Consider the following 17,311-nt stretch of genomic DNA (forward strand, 5'->3'; position numbering starts at 1 on the left):
ATGAGGGGATGCACCTGGACCCCGAAGCGCTCAGCATCGCGGGCGAGATCTTCTCGCCCGCGGCGATGACGCGCGCAGACCGGCTCCTCGTCTACGGCTCCGTCGAGGTCGGCGATGTGAAGACGATCGGCGACGTCCGAGTGGTGACCGCGCAGTCCTTCGGCGCGGCGGGGTACGAGCACCTCGAGCTGCGGGTTCCCGGCGATGTCGCGCGGCTGTCGGGGTGGTGCTCGTGCGGGCGAGGGCCCGAATGCGAGCACTCCTGCGCGGCGGCGCTCCTGCTGTTCGACCGGTTGATCGCGGCCGGGCGACCGCCGCGGCCGGAGTGGCAGCGCTCCCTCGACGAGCTCTTCCTCTCCGCCCCGCCCGCCGACGAAGAGCCCCCGTTCGAGCTCTGTCTGTTCCTGTCGATCCGCCGCGGGGGCGGGCACGGGCGCAGCACTGCTCTCACCCTGACGGCGCGTCCCGGCGTGCGCGGTACGCGAGGCACGTGGATCAAGGGGCGCGCCGGGTGGTCGGCTCTCGCGGCGCTGCCGGCCGATCCTGCGGCGCGCGCCGCCATCGACAGCCTGGGCCGCCTCGGCCGGTCCGGACCGGGTGCGTTCCTCTCCGACGAATGGATGCCGCTCGCCGCCGTCCCACCGCACTCGCTGTGGATGCAGCTCGACGCCGTTCTCGCAGCCGGCGTCCCGATCGTCTCCGGTTCCGGCATGCACCACCCGGTCGACATCCCCGCCGAGCCCGTCCGCGCCGCTGTCGCGCTCGAGCGACGCGGGTCGAGCCTGCAGATGCGCGGCATCGTGGAGGGCGTCGCCGATGAGGTCGCCTCTCTGTCGTCCTGGGTCGTGGGCGACCCGGCCGTCGCCGTCGCCTTCGTCGCCGATCGCGACGGCGCCGACGAAAGGATCACGCTCGCGCGCCTGTCGACCCCGGCGCCCGCACCCGTGCGCGGACTCCTCGCCCGCCCGAACGCGCTCACCATCGATGCGGCGAGCGCCGACACCTTCCTGGCCGACTACCTGCCGCGCCTCCAGCTCGATGCGCCCGTCGTGTCGCCACGTGGCACCGTCGAGGTGCCCGCCGCTCCTCTGCCGGTACTCGAACTCCTCGTCGATCATCAGGGTGAGGGTGCATCGATCGCGGCGCGGTGGGATCGCTCGTCCACGCGCGGCCGCCACCACCCCGAGCACGAGAGCGCCGTGTGGGCGACCGCCTCCGCCGTCGCCTCCGATGCGCGGATCATCCTCCCGGAGCCGTACCCGTCGGGAAAGACGCCTCCGAGGCCGCTCGTTCCGGCGGCGGCGGCGATCCTCTCCGTCGAGGTGCTGCCGCGCCTTCGCGAGATCGATCATGTGCGCGTGCTCGTCACCGGCTCGGCACGGGACTACCGCGCCGCACCCGAGGCTCCGGTCGTCGAGCTGACCACCTCCACCGACGACGGCAGTGACTGGTTCGATCTTCACGCGCGGGTGAGCGTCGGCGACGTCGAGGTCGACTTCACCGACCTGTACACGGCATTGGCGCTGGGCGACGGGGTGCTCTTCCTCGGCGACGGAGAGTACGTCCGCCTCGACACCCCCGAGTTCGCGCGCTTGCGAGCGGTCATCGACGAGGCCCGGACGCTCGCCGACCGGCCGGAGTCGCAGCTGAAGCTCAACAGGTACAACGTCGGCCTGTGGGACGACCTGTCGGAGCTGGGCATGATCGCCGCGCGAGAGGCCGAGTGGTGGCTGCGGGTGAGGGGGCTCACCGACGAGGCAGCGCTCGAGAGCGTCGATCCGCCGGCGGGCCTTCGTGCGACGCTGCGTGACTACCAGCGTGCCGGTCTCGACTGGCTGCACTTCCTGCGCACACAGGGACTCGGCGGCGTCCTGGCCGACGACATGGGTCTCGGCAAGACGGTGCAGACGATCGCCATGATGGAGGCGGCACGCGCCGCGGATCCGACCATGGCGCCGTTCCTCATCGTCGCTCCGACGAGCGTCGTCGGAAACTGGGCTCGCGAGTGCGCGACGTTCGCGCCGGGCCTCGACGTGCGCGTCGTCACGGCGACGCAGACGCGACGGGCGACGAGCATCCAAGAGACGGCCGCCGGGGCGCACGTCGTCGTCACGAGCTATGCGCTGTTCCGACTCGAGCAGGAGCAGTACGCCGAGGTCGACTGGTCCGGGCTGGTGCTCGACGAGGCGCAGCAGATCAAGAACCCCGCCTCTCGCGGCTATCGCGCCGCCCGGGCGCTGTCGGTGCCCTTCACGTTGGTCATCACGGGCACCCCGATGGAGAACAACCTCCTCGAGCTGTGGGCCCTCATGTCGCTCGTCGCTCCGGGACTCCTCGGGACGCGCGAATCCTTCACGACCCTCTATCGAACGCCGATCGAGAAGCACTCCGACGCCGCGCGCCTCGACCTCCTGCGTCGCCGGATCCGGCCATTCCTGCTGCGGCGCACGAAGGATCTCGTCGCGTCGGAGCTTCCCCCGAAGCAAGAGACCATCATCGAGGTCTCCCTCCACCCGACGCACCGCAAGCTCTATGACCGGCGCTTCCACCGGGAGCGGCAGCGTCTGCTCGGGCTGCTCGACGACGCCGAGGGAAACAGCTTCGCGATCTTCCGATCGCTGACGATGCTCCGGCAGCTGGCGCTCGATCCCGCCCTGGTCGACGAGGGAGAGGCCCCGTCCGCGAAGCTCGACGCCCTGGAGGAGTTGTTGGTCGAGGCCGCCGCCGAAGGGCACCGCGTCCTGGTACTGAGCCAGTTCACGCGTTTCCTCCGCGCCGCCCGGGAGCGCTGCACCGAGGCGGGACTCGCCTCGGGATATCTCGACGGCACGACCACGAACCGGCAGGTCGAGATCGATCGGTTCCGTGAGGGTGACGACCCCGCCTTCTTCGTGTCGTTGAAGGCGGGTGGCGTCGGGCTCAATCTGGTCGAGGCCGACTACGTGGTGCTGCTCGACCCGTGGTGGAACCCCGCCGTCGAAGACCAGGCGATCGACCGCGCGCACCGGATCGGGCAGACGCGCCCGGTGATCGTGTACCGCCTCGTCGCGGCGGAGACCGTCGAAGAGAAGGTGGTCGCGTTGCGCGAGGCCAAGGCCGAGCTGTTCTCGCGCGTCCTCGACGGCGGCAGTGACGAGGGTGGATCCTTCGCGGGGGGACCGCACCTCACCGCCGACGACATCCGGAGCCTGCTGGACTGACGTCCTGCGACGCCCAGTGGCCCCGGGGATGGTCCGTTCGACGGCCCCGGCATGGCGGCCGCCGGACTCTCGCAACGACGGGCGTCTGGCCGATGTCGGAGGTCGGGTCTACCGTGTGGCTATGTCCGCCGAACCGTCTTCCGCCGCCGTCGTCGCGGGCGCTCCCACGGGTGGAAACCGCACGTTCCTCGCGGTTCTCGTCAACACCGCCGCGGCCAACGTCACCACGAGCTTCCTGTGGTTCGCCCTCACCTTCTGGGTCTACCTCGAGACGCGTTCTGTCCTGGCCACCGGCATCGTCGGCGGCGCGTACATGCTTCTCCTCGCCGTGTTCGCGATGGTCTTCGGCTCGATCGTCGACCGACACCGCAAGCACCGCGTCATGGTGTTCTCCGGGCTCGTCACCCTGACGGCGTTCCTCGTCGCCGGCGCGCTGTGGCTGGCTTTCCCCGAGTCAGCCCTGCTCGATCTCGGCGGACCGTGGTTCTGGGTGTTCTCCGCGGTCATCCTCGCGGGCGCTGTCGTCGAGAACATGCGGAACATCGCCCTGTCCACCACCGTCACCCTTCTCGTGCCGGTCGAACGTCACGCCAACGCGAACGGTCTCGTCGGGACGGTCCAAGGCCTGGCGTTCGTGGTCACGAGCGTCTTCAGCGGCCTCTCCGTCGGGTTCCTCGGCATGGGCGGAACGCTGGCCATCGCGATCGGGCTCACGCTCGCCGCACTCGTACACCTGCTCACCATCCGCATCGCCGAAGAAAAGCCGGCTGCAGGGGCCGAACCGGGGCCGATCGTCGATCTGCGCGGAGCGTGGCGCGCCGTCCGGGCGGCCCCCGGGCTCATCGCGCTCATCATCTTCTCGACCTTCAACAACCTCATCGGTGGCGTCTACATGGCGCTGATGGACCCGTACGGGCTCGACCTCTACCGATGGGAGATCGACGGACGGGTCTACAACGCCGAAGTCTGGGGCGTCGTCCTCGCGATCACCGCGACGGGCTTCATCGTCGGAGGCGGCCTCGTCGCGAAGTTCGGTCTCGGTCGAAATCCCATCCGCACGATGCTGTGGGTCGTCATCGGGATGGGCGTGCTCGGGGCGATCTTCACCCTGCGGGAATGGGGGTGGCTCTTCGCGGTGGGGATCTGGATCTACATGGCACTTATCCCGGTCGTCGAGTCCGCCGAGCAGACCGTCATCCAGAAAGTCGTGCCCTTCGCCACTCAGGGGCGGGTGTTCGGATTCGCCGCGGCCGCTGAGTCGGCCGCAGCGCCGGTGACATCGTTCCTGATCGCGCCGATCGCGGCCTTCGCGATCATCCCCTACATGGACGGCGACACGGGGAAGGCAGCCTGGGGTTGGCTGCTCGGCGAGGGGCACTCGCGTGGCATCGCGCTCGTCTTCGTCTTCGCGGGTCTGTTCATGGTGATCGCGGCTTCCCTTGCTTTCCTCACCCGCTCGTACCGCACGCTCTCTCGTCAGTACCGCACGGCCGAGGTGAACGCCGAGGTCGTCGAGACGGGCGTTTCGGATGCCGAGGGTGCCACGTCGTCCGTGCCCCCGCGGCCGGGCCCAGACGGCGATGTCGCGCCGAGCGGTCCTCCACCCAAGGTCCAGCGAACGGTCGAAACCACCGTTGGTCACACCGCCCGTGCTGACGGACACGGGGACGCGAGGATAGCCCCCGCCGCGCCGGATCGTGGGCGGGACTGAGGGGGCACCACACACGTCGGCGCGAAGACGAGACCTGCGCTCTCGACGACGCGTATCGGTTCGGGACGGACGGACGTGCCCGCCCGGCGGGATCAGTCAGCCCCCTCGATTCCGATCACCACGTCGTTGAGCACGGCGGCCTCGTCGTCCCACAGAGCGAGGAACGCGGCGGCCAAAGCATCCTCGAGGCCGGCGAGGCTCTTGACCCGGAAGATGACGGCCGCCGCCGTGGGCTCCCGCGCCGCGTCGCGCGCGTCTTTCGCGTAGCCCTGACCGACCGCGCGAACCCAGGTCTCCGAAGCGGCCTTCACCGTCGCATAGTTGGCACCGCCCGCGAGGGGGCGCGCGACCGAGGTCGAAGAGACGATCGCCAAGCGGCCGGCATCCGAGGTTCTGAGGTCGTCGTCGAAGGCTCGGGTCACGTGCCGCAGAGCCGTGAGCGAGCGCAGGAGGAACGCGAAGTCGTCGTCGGTCTGGCCCGCCAGGCCACGGCCCCCGCGCCAACCGCCGACCAGGTGCAGAAGGCCGTCGACCCGGCCGTGTGCCGCATGCACGTGATCACGCAGCGCGTCGACCGCGTCGGAATCGGTGAGGTCGCAGCGTCGAACCGCGACGCCCGGGACCTCGGCCGCGACCGACGCCAGGTGGTCGTCGTCGCTGCCGACGACCACCACGCGAGCCCCGGCGTCGAGCAGCACCCGGGCGGCGGAGCGTCCCGCAGCGCTCGTGCCGCCCGCCAGGAGCACCAGTCGGTCCCGCACGCCTTCGTCCATGGCCACCACGTCGGTCATCATCGCCCCCCTCATCCAGTGTGTCCCGCCCCGCGCGCCACGTCGAGGCCGTTCGCGCCCACCCTCGTCGAGTGTCCAAGAAACGCCGTGTGGCCGTGGGCGGTCACGGCGTGTTCTGGACACTCGCCGGGGGAAGCCCGCCGCGGGGGCAGAGCGGCGCCTCAGTCCGTGCCGCGGATGCCCTCGGTCGAGGCGATCACGGGGCGCATCTTCTTCTCGAGTGCCTCGAAGAACATCGACAGCGGGAACTCGTCGTCGAGCACGGCGTCGGTGTAGCCCTTCGGCAGACCCGCGAGCACGTCATCGGGCAGACCGCGAGCCCACACCGAGGCGGGGTGCGGGGTGACGACCGAGCGCACCAGGTCGTAGGCGGCGAGCCAGTGCGCGGTCTTCGGGCGGTCGATCGAGCGCCAGTACAGCTCGTCGATCGCGTCGGCGAGGGCGATCACCGCGGCGGGGACCTCGTCCCAGTCGAAGGCGAGCGACGTGTCCGTCCAGTGCAGCACGCGGCGCTGGTGCAGCCACGCGAACAGCAGCTGACCGCCGAGGCCGTCGTAGTTGCGCACACGCGACCCCGTAATCGCGAAGCGGAAGATGCGGTCGAAGATCACCGCGTACTGCACGAGCCCGGCGTGTTCGAGCATGGCCTGCTCCGCGGCATCCAGCTCCGGTCCCTGAGCCTGTCGAAGTGACAGGCGGGCCTGCAACGCGACGCATTCGCGGAACGCGGTGAGGTCGCACCGCAGCTCCTCGAGCGAGTACAGGAAGAACGGCATGCGCTGCTTGATCATGAACGGGTCGAAGGGCAGATCGCCGCGCATGTGGGTGCGGTCGTGGATGAGATCCCACATGACGAACGTCTGCTCGGTGAGCGACTGGTCGTCGAGCATGCGGGCGGCGGCCGCGGGGAGCTCGAGCTTCGTGATCTCGGCGGCGGCGCGGGTCACGCGGCGGTAGCGGGCGGCCTCGCGGTCCTGGAAGATCGCGCCCCACGTGAACGTCGGGATCTCGCGCATCGCGACCGTCTCGGGGAACAACACGGCCGAATTGGTGTCGTACCCCGGGGTGAAGTCGAGCAGGCGCAGCGAGACGAACAGCCGGTTGGTGTACTCCGTCTCGAGCTGGGCGATGAAGTCGGGCCAGATGGCCTCGACGAGGATCGCCTCGACGTGCCGATCACGCGAACCGTTCTGGGTGTACATCGGGAAGATGACGAGATGACGGATGCCGTCGACCCGGTGCTCCTGGGGCTGGAACGCCACGAGCGAGTCGAGGAAGTCGGGCACGCCGAGTCCGGCGTCGCGCCAGCGCTGGAAGTCCGCGATCGAGGCGTAGAGGTAGGCGGCGTCGTGCGGGAAGAGGGGCGCGAGAGTCTCGATGGCCTCGACGATGTCGTCGAGGAGCGGGGCGGCGGCTGCCGCATCGGCGATCGACCCGTCGCTCGCCTGCAGACCCTGCAGTGCGACGGTCGCGCTCTTCAGCTGCGCCCACGCCGGAGTGAGCTCGACCTCGGCGACGGTGCGGCCGTCGAGCAACTCGTGCGAGGCGCGGGAAGGCGTCGCGATGGTCATGGCATCCTCCGTTCAGCGGGAAATATTCCTGTCAGAATGTCATGCTAACGGAAAACTTACACGTGGCGCCAGGATGATGTCGCGGCACCCTGATACTGTCGACGCCATGACCGAGGCTTCTGCCCGCCCCGCGCGCCTCGATGACGCCGTCGATGCGGCGATCGTCCGCGAGATCTCCCTCGACGCGCGCGCGACGCTGTCGCACCTGTCCGAACGGGTCGGTCTGTCCGTCTCCGCCGTTCAGTCGCGATTGCGTCGGCTGGAAGCGCGCGGAATCGTGCGAGGTTACCGGCCCGTCCTCGATGCCGAGGCTCTCGGTCGCCCTCTCGCGGCTTTCGTCGAGATCACGCCACTCGACCCCGCGCAGCCCGACAACGCGCCAGAGCTGCTGGCGCACCTCACCGCGATCGAGGCGTGCCACTCCATCGCGGGAGACGCGGCGTACATGTTGTTCGTCCGTGTGCCGACGCCGCGTGATCTCGAGGAGCTGATCCGCGACATCCGCGCGGCGGCGCACGTGAACACGCGCACGACGATCGTCCTCCAGACCTTCTTCGAGGCGCGGCCGATCGAACCGGCCGATTTCCCGGCCTGACTTCTCCTCCCCAGACGCCTCATCCCGGCGAGCGTCCACGAATACATCGCGGGACGGATGCCGCGTCCCCCGCGGGTCTGTAGCGTTGCCGCGATGCTCTCCCTCCGCCCGCTGCGCCGATACCAACTGGTGACCGACCTCGTCCTCGCCGGGATCTTCGGGCTGCTCGCGCTCGCCGTCGAACTCGCATCGACCGAGCCCTCTGCTCTCGAGAACATCGGGGCGTGCGTCATGGTGGTGGCGTTCACGGGGGCCGTCGCTCTGCGGCGTTTGAGCCCCGGACTCGCCCTCTCCCTGGCCTGGGCGGGTGCCCTCCTGCAGATGGGCCTGGGGCGAGAACCTTCGCCGACCGACATGGCCATCTTCGCGGTGCTCTATACGACCGCGGCCTACGGTTCACGTCGGGTCTTCTGGACCGGCTTCGCCTCGGCCGTCGGCGGCGCCGTCCTGGTCACGCTGTACCTGGTCGTCCGCAGGCTGACGTCGCCCGTCCAGCCGAACGACGTGTTCGCGATCTTCGCCATTCTTCTGGCGGCGGCGTTCGCGCTCCTGCTCGCGTGGGTGACGGGAGCTCTGGTGCGAACGGCGATGCGAGCGGCGGAGAACAGTCGCGCGCAGCGCCTCGCCGAAGCCGAGACCATCGCGGAGCAGCAGCGCGTGCGCATCGCGCGCGATATGCACGATGTCGTCGCGCACTCGCTGGCCGTCGTGATCGCGCAAGCGGACGGGGCGCGATATGCCGCAGCCGCCGACCCGGACGCCGCTACGGCGGCTCTCGCCACGATCTCGACGACCGCTCGAGCCGCTTTGACAGACGTGCGCCAACTGCTCACGCAACTGCGCCATACGCAGGCCGAGGGGCCGCAGCCTCGCCTGACCGATCTCGATGCCCTGTACGCGCACGTCCGAGCCGCGGGTGTCGAACTCTCGGTCGACGTCGATCCGGCGCCCCCCGGGGAACCGCCGGCGGCGATCCAGCTCGCGGTTTACCGCATCCTGCAGGAAGCTCTGACGAACGCGCTTCGCCACGGCGTCGATCGCCACGTCGACGTCCACCTCGGGTGGTTGCCCGACCGCGTCGAGCTGACGGTCCGTAACGCCCGGGTGGACGGTCCGTCGCAGCCGTCGGGCGGACACGGTCTCATCGGGATGCGCGAACGCGCGCAGCTCGTCGGGGGCCGCCTGACCGCCGAGCCGCAGGGGCGCTTCTTCGTCGTCCGCGCGACGCTGCCCGTCGGGGCGCCGCAGTGAGCCCCGCACCCGCACAACAGCCGAGAGGAACCGACCGAGTGAGCACCACCCCCGTACGCATCGTTCTCGTCGACGATCAGGCACTCTTCCGCGCCGGGATCCGGATGGTGATCGACTCGCAGCCCGACCTCGAGGTCGTCGGCGAAGCGTCCGATGGTCGAGAGGGCGTCGAGATGGTCCGCGCGATGCGACCCGATCTCGTGCTCATGGACGTGCGCATGCCGGTCATGGACGGGCTCACCGCGACGGCTGAGATCCTCCGCGAGCCCGGCGCACCCCGCGTGGTCGTGCTCACGACCTTCGACCTCGACGAGGCCGCCGCCCGCGCGATCCAGGGCGGCGCCAGCGGATTCCTGCTCAAAGACTCCGAGCCCGAGTTCCTCCTGTCCGCCATCCGGACGGTCCACGCCGGCTCAGCCGTCATCGCGGCGGAGGCGACCCGCGAACTCTTCGCCCACATCGCCGAGAACGGCACCGCCGAGCCCGTGCCGCAGAGCTACAACGACCTGACCGAGCGTGAACGCGAGATCTTCGTGCTCGCGGCGGCCGGCCTCAGCAACAGCGAGATCGCGGCGCAGGAGTTCCTCTCGGAGGCGACGGTCAAGACGCACATCAGCCGCATCCTCTCCAAGCTGGCGCTACGCGACCGCGTCCAGCTGGTCGTCTTCGCCTATCGGCACGGCCTGGTCTGAGCGGCAGCGCGTCCGGGGGGCGTGCCCGCGTCAGGTGCCCGCGGCACGCCTCCGCGTTTCGCGCCCGCGTCAGGCGTCGTCGTCGTTCGACTCGGGGTCGTAGGCCCAGGTCGGGGCGAGAGCCCGGATGCGGCCCTCGCGCCACTGCCACATCGCCCACAGCCCCGGCCAGAGCACGGGGGCGGCGGACCCGCCGATCGTGAGGCGCTCGCGCCACAGTGTCCGCCCGGGCTGACCGGGAGCCGCCGACACCGCCATCTGGTGGTCCCAGACGTCGAGGGCCGCGAGAGGACCGGTCAGCGGCACACCCCAGTCGCGGAACACCCGCACTCGACCATTCCCGTCGGTCGTCTCGCGATCGGCGACGGAGATCAACTGACGTCCGAGGGGGAGGGCGCCGGCCAGGCTCATCTGCACCGGGACGTCGTCGCCCGATGAGAACGAGGTCGGCATCTCACCGAGCGCTTCGACGTCGAGGAGCGGTCCGTACAGCTCCGCGACGGCGCGCGGGGAGTGGAGCGCTCGCCACGCGGCATCCGGATCGCAATCGATCACGAACTTCAACAGAATGCGCATGCTGCGAATTCTGCCGCACCGTCGGTGAGCGGCACCCCGGTTGACGCGGCGGGCGCGCGCACCCGGCTTAGGCTCGAGGGATGCCGAACGACCCCACCCCGCACGCCCAAGCGAACTACCAGGTGCGTCTCGACTGGGGTCGGCCGGGCCTCGACCGCCTCGCCCCGGCCGACGTCGTGATTCTCGTGCAGACCCTCGGACTCTCGGCCGATGCGCTCACCGCCATCGAAGCGGGGGCGACCTTGCCCGTCGAGGGGCTTCCGACCGCCGCTCTGGTGCGTGCTGCGGCCGGCGACGCGGCGGAGGTTCTCGTCGGCGGCATCCGGAATGCGCGTGCCGTGGCCGACCGCGTCCTCGAGATTCAGACGGCGCGGGCAGCGCGCACGAGCATCGCCCTCATCGCGGTCGGGTACCCCGACGGTCCGGATGCCGAGACCCTTCGTTTCGCGGTCGACGACCTCCTGGGGGCAGGGGCCGTCATCGCGGCACTCGGTGACCTCGGCATCGACCACGCCTCGCCCGACGCGGCCCTCGCGGGCGAGGGGTATCGCGCTCTCCGCGGAGCGGCCCGCCACCTCCTGTCGGCGAGCGGCACGGGTCGGTCGCTCACCGACGCCGGGCGTGCGGACGTGGTGCAGGCCGCGGCCGCGCGGGATGCGGCATCCGTCGTCCCAACGCTCATCGACGACGCGTTCCGCGCGGACTGACCCGCCCGGGCCCCGGCCCCGGCGGCCGCGCGGATCCGGAGATGGTGCGTGGATTCGGATGAGATGCCGGGGATGGTCCGGATCTGTGTGCGTGGTCCGATTCTGCGAGCGGTGGTCCCGCAGACCCGGCCCAAGACTCGCGCCGCCGCGCCGCGCCGCGCGTATGCCGGCGCCGCGCGTACGCCAGCGCCGCGTGCGTGCCGGCGCCGCGCGCGTGCCGCCGCGTGGATTCGGAGATGGTGCGCGGATTCGGACCGAACGCGGGCTTTCGTCCGAATCCACGCCGCTTTTCCGAATCTGCGGGGCCGGAAAGGCCCGCGCGCAGGAACTGCCCGCGCGCAGGAACTGCCCGCGCGCCGGAAAGGCCCGCGCGCGGGAACCGCCCGCGCGCCGGAAACGCCCGCGTCAGCGCGGCGTCGCGGCCGCGAGGCGCGTCGCGCGGCTGATGTCGCGCCGGACCCACGACAGCGCGAAGCGCGGGTCGAAGTGCGGGGCGCATTTCGCGCACGACGTCGGCCGCGTCGCGCGGCGGTGCCGGTAGGCGACGTGTCCCGCGGGGCACGTGCCGACCCACGGGGCGAGTTCGTTGGCCGTCTCGCCGGCGTGGGTCGTTCCGCCGACGTAGCCGAGCTCTCGGGCGGTGCGCTTCCACACCGGGCCGTGCCCGGCTGCGCCGCCTGCGATGGCGTGCGCGACCTCGTGCAGCAGCGTCTGGTGATTGGTGTCGTCGTCGTAGCGTGCGGCGAGGTAGCGCGACACGCTGATCCGCTTGCGGGTGTAGTCGCAGAGCCCCGCGCGGCGTTTGGCGTTGTCGAAGCCGAACGTCCATGACGCGTCGAGGTGCAGGGCGATGAGCGCCTCTGCCCAGGTGCGCACGCGCTGCAGTTCGGACATGACCGGAAGACTAAGCGGGGGCTACGACATTCAGCTCGCGACGACCTCGCGCGAACGACGGCGGTCGGCGGCATCGATCGCGAGCAGCGTCGACTCGAGCTGGGCGTCGGTGGCTCCGGCGTTCTGACGGAGGAACAGCGCACGCTTGAAGTCGCGACGGGCGCTGTCGTAGTCGCCCTCGTCGTAGTGCACCTTGCCGCGGTGCTGCAGGGCGAACGCGGCGATGCTCGCCCAGTTCTGCCCCTCGGCTTCTTCGGCGCACATCGTCAGCTCCTGCTCGGCGGCGGCGTAGGCGCCGCGGCACTGCATGATCGTCGCGTGCAGGATGCGGGCGCGCAGAAGGTCGCGGCGAGTGCCCGCCATGCGGGCGACGCGCACCGACTGCTCCGAGATCGCGAGGGCCTCGTCGAAGCGGTCGAGCACCTTGAGCAGCCACACGCGCTCGAGCAGGGCGGGGAGGCTGCGCTGCGAGCCGATCTCGTCGAGACGCTCCGCGCACTCACGAGAGTCAGTGATCTCGCGCAATGTGTCGGGGTCATACCCGCGGATATAGCTCACCGTCGCTCCTCCCGAATGGCCGATGGTCTCCAGTCTGCGTCGCGAAGGCCGATGTGCCCAGCCGCCACGCGGTCAGCGTTCGAAGAGGGATGCCGAGGGCTTGGGAGACGGCGTGGCGTCGGCATCCGTCGCCGGACGCGCACCGCGCACGAACTCCTCGATCTCGGCTCCCTGCGACACCTTCGCGGGGTGCGGTCCGGCGGCCATGAGTCTCGGCAGCCACTCGACCGGAAGACGAGCCGCGGAGGCGGCGATCACGAGGTTGCCGAACCGGCGGCCCTTCAGCACCTGCACCTCGGCGAGGAGGATCACTTCGGGCAGCACCTCGCGCACCGTCGCGACCTGACGTCGCGCGAACGCGAGGCCGGGCCCGTCGGAGACGTTGACGAGGAGCACGCCGTCGGGGGCGAGCAGGGCGGCGGCTTCGCGATAGAACTCCACCGTCGTCAGGTGCGCGGGCGTCTGCGCCCCCGAGTACACGTCGCTGACGAGGAGATCCACGGCGCCGGTGAGGCCGGCGGGAAGCCGCGAGAGGCCCGCGCGCGCGTCACCGATCCGCACGCGCACGGCGGCTCCGCGGGGGAGGGGGAGGTTCTCGCGGACGAGGTCCCACAGTCGGGGCTCGAGCTCGATGACCTGTTGCCGCGAGCCCGGCCGAGTGGCTTCGACGTAACGGGGAAGAGTGAGGGCACCCGCACCCAGGTGCACAGCGGTCAGCGGTTGTCCCGGCATCCGGAGTCGATCGATGACCGCGCCCATGCGGGCGATGTACTCGAAGTGCAGGTGCGTGGGGTCGTCGAGGTCGACGTGCGACTGCGGGGTGCCGTCGACCACGAGCTCGAAGCCCGAGACGAAGCCCGAGGGGGAGACGCGCGCGATCGAGCCGTCCGACAGTCGTGTCGTGGGGGCGTCGTCGGGTTCGATGCGCATTCGAGCCATTCCTCCACGTTAGGCCCTCGGCCCCGGAGCGCGCGGGGTGCGCCGAGCCCTCAGAAGCGCTCCAGCGAGACGGATGCCACGGAGGAGGGCGTCACGATGCTCACCGTCTCGTCGGGCAGGGGCGTCCATCCGTGGAGGGGGATGCCGGTGGTCGCGACCGCGTCGGGGGTGTGGCGCACATGGACGAGCGGTTGTCATCCGAGCGGTGTTCAGGCGGGAGGGTGAGGCCGGTGGCCGTCCGGAGCGTGGAGGGGAGCCGCGAACGCGCCAATCGTGACGCGAAAGCGGGGCCGACCACACCGGATGGTGGATCGGCCCCGCGGGTCGTTCGCGCGCTCAGGCCGGAACCCCCACCCCCTCCTTCTCGGACGCCTCCCGCTCCGCCGCCAGATCGGCCAGCACGGCCAGCTCCCGGTCGAGCTCGGACTCGCGGCGCGGAACCGCGAACGCGAGGGCGACGAAGGTGCCGATTCCGATGAGTGCCGCGACGAGCGTGGCCCAGCCGTCGAAGTCCGCCCCGATCAGCTCGTTCGGGATGTACAGGATGTCGTTCGGCACGCCGTACAGCGTCGGGGTGAGGGCGAGGAAGACCATGCGCACGACGAACCCGACGGCCATCGCGCCGAGCGCGGCGACCGCACCCGGGCGCTTCCAGAAGACCCCGATGACGAAGGGCGCCGCGAGGCACGCGAGCATCAGGTCGAAGGCGAGCGTGAGCAGGATGCCGGTCTGGCTGACGCGGATCGCGAGCACGGCGCCGGCGATGACGAAGGGGATCATCGCCACGCGCGTCCAGCGGAGCAGCGGGTCGGGACCGGTGCCCGTGTGGCGACGGACGGTGAAGATGTTGCGGACCGCGATGGCCGACGTCGCGAGCATCGCGCCCGAGGCGGTCGAGAACGACGCCGCGACGATGCCCGAGAGAACGAGGATCGCGATGATCGGCGGCGCGTAGTCGCTCAGCAGCGTGTACAGCACGGGACCGTTCTCGACCGAGATGCCGAGGGTCGACGAGACACTCAGCGCGACGATCGCGAAGATCGTGCCGATCGCGGCGGTGAGGCCCGCGGCCACGAAGCACGAGCGCTGCGCGACCGAGGGGCTCTTGGCGCCGAACACGCGCTGCATGAAGTCGATCGCGACGATGTCGCCGATCGCGAGCGAGATGAGGGTGGCCCAGTTGATCGGCGCGCCGGCGGCGGGGTCGCTGAGCTGCTCGAGGTCGAACGGGCCCATCCCCTCGGGGATGACGATGCCGTACGAGTACGCGACCCACGCGAGCAGCACGATGGCCGCCACGACGGTGATCGTCGTCTGGATCGCCGCCGTGTAGGCATCCGAGAACAGCCCGCCGGCGACCGTGTAGGCGAGCACGAGGGCGACCGCGAGCACCACGCCCCACGCGTACGGGATGTTCGCGAAGCGTTCGAGCAGGAAGCCGCACGCGACGAGGTTCCCCGCGAGCAGGAACGTGAACGACACGATCATGAGGACGGATGCCAGCACCTCGACGGGCCGTCCGTAGCGCAGGCGGAAGAAGTCGCCCAGCGTGAAGAGCTTCATGGCGTTCATGCGCTTGGCGAGGAACAGCCCCGTCAGCAGGAGGCAGAGGGCGAGGCCGATCGCGAGCGAGGCCCCCGACCAGAAGCCGAACTGCGAGGTGAGGTCGGTGTTGCCGACCGTGGCGTTGGCGTCGACGGCCGCGGCGGTGAGGCTCACGGCGACGAGGGGGACGCCGAGGCGGCGCCCGGCGACGAGGTAGTTCGCGCTGTCTCCGTCGACCTTCCGCGCGACGACGATGCCGACGACGAGGATGAGGACGACGCTGAGGGCGACTCCGAAGATGATCATGGCGGGCTCCCGGCGATGAGGGGCGGTTCGGGTTTCTGTTGCTTGACAGAAACGATCCGCTCACCGGGGTCGCGCGTGGTTTCGGCCGTGTTAAAGGCGCGTGAAATCGCCCGCGGCGTCGGGGCGCGGCATCCGGGGCACGGCATACGGGGCGCCGGCCCGTGGCATCCGGGGCTGGAGTTCCGGGTGGAGCCGCGCCCGGGGTCGCGGCTCCCGATCACGCATAAACGCTCTCCGCGCACGGAAACGCGGGGACAGCGCGTTTATCGTCGCGAATCGCGTTTATGCGTGCTGGCGCGGCCGCGGCGGCTCCGGGATCGGGGCCCCGCCCGGCGTGCTCGCGCGGCCGCGGCGGCTCCGGGATCGGGCCCCGCCCGGCGGTCGCGGCTCAGCCCAGCGCCGCCAGCACGCCCGGACCCGCCGTGGCCGCGCGCTCGCGCGTCGCGGTGTCGAGGTCGAGCACGCGCAAGGCGGCGGCGGCGATGGTCGTGGCATCCAGGGTCGCCGTCTGTCCACCCTTGCGCTGCAGGATCACGCTCTCGACCAGCGCGAGCACGAGGGAGGCGCCCGCGGCGGCGGCGCCGGGCGCGACGCCGCACGCGGCCACGAGCGTGCGGTAGGTCGTCTCGAGTTCGCTGCGGCGGTCGCGGAACGGCTCGAACGCCGCGTCCGACACCTCGGGCAGCAGGTACAGCGCCCCGGTGTTGTGCGGCGCATCGGCCAAGAGCGTGACGTCTGCGACGCACAGCGCCCACAGGCGTGCGGCCGGCTCCTCGTCGCGCGCGAGCAGTTCGGCCGCGACGTCGAGCGAGGGCTGCACGGTGTCGAGCAGCAGCGCGAGCAGGATGTCCTGCTTGCGCGCGAAGTGGTGGTACAGCGTCGCCTGACGGATGCCGGCGGCTTCGGCGATCGCGTGCGTGCTGGCCGAGGCGTACCCGCGTGTGCCGAAGAGGGCGGCGGCCGCGGCCAGGACGTCCGCGCGGGTGCCGAGGCCGGTGGGGGAGGAGCCGGATGCCCGGGGTCGTCCGGTTCTTGTCGCGGCCATGCCCCCACCGTACCCGGGCGGCCCGTAACGCCACCGAAACGCACGCCTGCTCTAATACCTGTCAACCGACAGAAAGAGGTCGCACATGGAAGGTCGCGTCGACGCCCTCGGCAACGTGGGGCGAGCCCGGGAGGACGCCCGCGCCCGTGCCGCACAGTCGGAATGGATGCCACATCTCCCGCCCTCCTCGGCGCCTTTCGCGCCGGACGGGGTCGCCGCGGAAGACCTCCGCTGGGCCGAGACGGTCGCCCCGGGTGGGTACGCCCACCTCCGCGTTGCGCGGGGAACGCGCCTGCGCTTCACGGACCCCACGGGCGACGCGTGCGCCGCGGTGCTCCTCTTCAACACGGCCAACCCCGGCGAGCGCCTCAACGTCGCCGACACGCAGAAGATCCCCTGGCAGGCCTACCTCGGCGAGGGTCACCCGCTGCTCTCGGGCGACGGCCGCGTGCTCGCGACGATCGCCGCCGACACGTCCGGCCACCACGACGCGTTCTGCGGCACCTCCACGGACGCCTGGAACGAGCAGCGCTACGGCGACGCCGCGCCCGAGGGCCCGTCGCCGTCCGGCCACGGTCTCCTCCGTCTCGCCGCGAGCAAGCACGGCCTGACCGCGCGCGACCTGCCGCCAGCGGTGTCGTTCTTCCAGGGGGTGCGCGCGAATCCCGAGGGCGATCTCGAATGGCTGGGCTCCGCCGGGCCGGGTGCCTCGGTCGACCTCGTCGCCGAGCTGCCGCTGATCGTGCTGGTCGCGAACGTCCCCCACTCGCTCGACCCGCGCGACGACTACGTCGTCGGCCCGCTCCAGATCACCGCGTGGGCGTCTCAGCCGACCGCCGAGGGGGATGCCGTGTTCTCCCTCACCCCGGAGCGCGAACGCGCCTACCGCAACAGCATCACGTACGCCGCCCTGGCCGGGCTCTGAGCAGG

16 protein-coding genes are annotated in these 17,311 nt (G+C 70.9%); 7 read left to right on the top strand and 9 right to left on the bottom strand.

Annotation, left to right across the window (positions count from 1 at the left end; translation table 11 throughout):
• Positions 1-8: 8 nt before the first annotated feature.
• Both ACMW4R_RS05940 and ACMW4R_RS05945 read left to right on the top strand, forming a co-directional pair.
• Complete coding sequence (locus ACMW4R_RS05940; RefSeq protein ID WP_418299418.1) at positions 9-3,200, top strand: DEAD/DEAH box helicase; 3,192 nt, start codon at positions 9-11, stop codon at positions 3,198-3,200.
• A gap of 121 nt (positions 3,201-3,321) precedes the next feature.
• On the top strand, positions 3,322-4,911 hold the full coding sequence (locus ACMW4R_RS05945; protein WP_418299419.1) for an MFS transporter: 1,590 nt from the start codon (positions 3,322-3,324) through the stop codon (positions 4,909-4,911).
• 92 nt (positions 4,912-5,003) lie between these two features.
• Here the strand turns inward: ACMW4R_RS05945 and ACMW4R_RS05950 are convergent, their stop codons facing one another.
• Together ACMW4R_RS05950 and ACMW4R_RS05955 are read right to left on the bottom strand one after the other, a co-directional pair.
• Entirely contained in the window at positions 5,004-5,705 is a 702-nt protein-coding gene (locus ACMW4R_RS05950; RefSeq protein ID WP_418299420.1) for an SDR family NAD(P)-dependent oxidoreductase, read from the bottom strand.
• Positions 5,706-5,863: 158 nt separating this feature from the next.
• The gene (locus tag ACMW4R_RS05955; RefSeq protein WP_418299421.1) at positions 5,864-7,273 is read right to left on the bottom strand and encodes a DUF6421 family protein; all 1,410 of its coding nucleotides are present in this window, start codon (positions 7,271-7,273) and stop codon (positions 5,864-5,866) included.
• 106 nt (positions 7,274-7,379) lie between these two features.
• Here ACMW4R_RS05955 and ACMW4R_RS05960 point away from each other — a divergent pair, with 106 nt between their 5' ends.
• The 3 genes from ACMW4R_RS05960 (at position 7,380) to ACMW4R_RS05970 (ending at position 9,811) form a co-directional block, all read left to right on the top strand.
• Positions 7,380-7,868: an Lrp/AsnC family transcriptional regulator gene (locus ACMW4R_RS05960; protein ID WP_058596719.1), complete on the top strand. Its 489-nt coding sequence runs from the start codon at positions 7,380-7,382 to the stop codon at positions 7,866-7,868.
• A gap of 93 nt (positions 7,869-7,961) precedes the next feature.
• Positions 7,962-9,119, top strand: coding sequence for a sensor histidine kinase (locus ACMW4R_RS05965; protein WP_241492226.1), 1,158 nt, complete (start codon positions 7,962-7,964; stop codon positions 9,117-9,119).
• A gap of 38 nt (positions 9,120-9,157) precedes the next feature.
• Positions 9,158-9,811, top strand: coding sequence for a response regulator (locus ACMW4R_RS05970; protein WP_081317367.1), 654 nt, complete (start codon positions 9,158-9,160; stop codon positions 9,809-9,811).
• Between the two features lie 69 nt (positions 9,812-9,880).
• Here the strand turns inward: ACMW4R_RS05970 and ACMW4R_RS05975 are convergent, their stop codons facing one another.
• Positions 9,881-10,387, bottom strand: coding sequence for a hypothetical protein (locus tag ACMW4R_RS05975; protein ID WP_058596721.1), 507 nt, complete (start codon positions 10,385-10,387; stop codon positions 9,881-9,883).
• Positions 10,388-10,467: 80 nt separating this feature from the next.
• On the opposite strand from ACMW4R_RS05975, the gene ACMW4R_RS05980 reads away from it, so the two are divergent.
• A complete protein-coding gene (locus ACMW4R_RS05980) occupies positions 10,468-11,094 on the top strand; it encodes a 2-phosphosulfolactate phosphatase (RefSeq protein ID WP_058613886.1) in 627 nt (208 codons plus the stop codon).
• Between the two features lie 405 nt (positions 11,095-11,499).
• On the opposite strand, the gene ACMW4R_RS05985 is transcribed toward ACMW4R_RS05980, so the two are convergent.
• The 6 genes from ACMW4R_RS05985 to ACMW4R_RS06010 all read right to left on the bottom strand — a co-directional run bounded on the left by ACMW4R_RS05985 (position 11,500) and on the right by ACMW4R_RS06010 (position 16,381).
• On the bottom strand, positions 11,500-11,988 hold the full coding sequence (locus ACMW4R_RS05985) for a SprT-like domain-containing protein (protein ID WP_058596723.1): 489 nt from the start codon (positions 11,986-11,988) through the stop codon (positions 11,500-11,502).
• Between the two features lie 30 nt (positions 11,989-12,018).
• Complete coding sequence (locus ACMW4R_RS05990) at positions 12,019-12,546, bottom strand: tetratricopeptide repeat protein (RefSeq protein WP_058596724.1); 528 nt, start codon at positions 12,544-12,546, stop codon at positions 12,019-12,021.
• 72 nt (positions 12,547-12,618) lie between these two features.
• Complete coding sequence (locus ACMW4R_RS05995; RefSeq protein ID WP_058596725.1) at positions 12,619-13,485, bottom strand: spermidine synthase; 867 nt, start codon at positions 13,483-13,485, stop codon at positions 12,619-12,621.
• Positions 13,486-13,535: 50 nt separating this feature from the next.
• Positions 13,536-13,664, bottom strand: a complete 129-nt coding sequence (locus ACMW4R_RS06000; RefSeq protein ID WP_418299422.1) for a hypothetical protein — start codon at positions 13,662-13,664, stop codon at positions 13,536-13,538.
• A gap of 157 nt (positions 13,665-13,821) precedes the next feature.
• Positions 13,822-15,336 carry a sodium:solute symporter family transporter gene (locus ACMW4R_RS06005; protein WP_418299423.1) on the bottom strand — a complete coding sequence of 505 codons (1,515 nt, stop codon included), beginning with the start codon at positions 15,334-15,336 and terminating at the stop codon, positions 13,822-13,824.
• Positions 15,337-15,724: 388 nt separating this feature from the next.
• Positions 15,725-16,381, bottom strand: a complete 657-nt coding sequence (locus tag ACMW4R_RS06010; protein ID WP_058596727.1) for a TetR/AcrR family transcriptional regulator — start codon at positions 16,379-16,381, stop codon at positions 15,725-15,727.
• 85 nt (positions 16,382-16,466) lie between these two features.
• On the opposite strand from ACMW4R_RS06010, the gene ACMW4R_RS06015 reads away from it, so the two are divergent.
• Positions 16,467-17,306 (top strand): urea amidolyase associated protein UAAP1, encoded by an 840-nt coding sequence (locus tag ACMW4R_RS06015; protein WP_418299424.1) that lies wholly within the window; start codon positions 16,467-16,469, stop codon positions 17,304-17,306.
• Positions 17,307-17,311 lie beyond the last annotated feature (5 nt).

It is taken from the genome of Microbacterium sp. S1037, assembly GCF_048381605.1.
In the GTDB taxonomy this organism is placed as follows: Bacteria; Actinomycetota; Actinomycetes; order Actinomycetales; family Microbacteriaceae; genus Microbacterium; species Microbacterium testaceum_B.